This window comes from Paenibacillus sp. DMB5 (assembly GCF_001517085.1).
Classification (GTDB): domain Bacteria; phylum Bacillota; class Bacilli; order Paenibacillales; family Paenibacillaceae; genus Paenibacillus_AQ.
This window is the reverse complement of the sequence record NZ_LRAC01000112.1, coordinates 1-604: the sequence shown is the minus strand read 5'-3', so window position 1 is coordinate 604 and position 604 is coordinate 1. Positions and strand designations below refer to the sequence as shown.

Below are 604 nucleotides of genomic sequence, written 5' to 3'. Positions count from 1 at the left end.
GATGACATTCAAATCTAAGTCTTCAGGAAGCATGCTTCCGAAGCGAGCTTTACTTCGTAAAGCTTTCTACTCACTCGTTGCTCAGTTTTGAGAGTTTAAGCTCTCAGTATTACTTGATCCTTGAAAACTGGATACCGAAACGAATTTGCGTTTTAGAACATTCCTTTAAGCTGAACTTGTGTAAACAAGTTTCAATAATTTTAGTAATGCTAAGCGAAGGTTTTCGATTGTGAAACGACCTTTGGCTTTGAATAGTCTAGCGTACGGATTTTCCGGACGCGCTATTCAAAACAAGATGAGTGAACAAGCGAAACACCGGAGCGGTGGTTAAGCTAATAAGAGCACACGGAGGATGCCTAGGCGCCAGGAGCCGACGAAGGACGTGGCGAACAACGAAACTGCCTCGGGGAGCTGTAAGCAAGCTTTGATCCGGGGGTGTCCGAATGGGGAAACCCAGCTGTGGTAATTCGCAGTTACTCACACCTGAATACATAGGGTGTGTAGAGGCAGACCAGGGGAACTGAAACATCTAAGTACCCTGAGGAAGAGAAAACAATAGTGATTCCGTCAGTAGCGGCGAGCGAACGCGGAACAGCCTAAACCA

General features: G+C 46.2%; 1 rRNA gene. It reads left to right on the top strand.

Annotated features, from left to right (window positions below):
• Nucleotides 1-325: 325 nt before the first annotated feature.
• A 23S ribosomal RNA gene (locus AWJ19_RS12300) occupies nt 326-604 on the top strand; the annotation flags it as partial.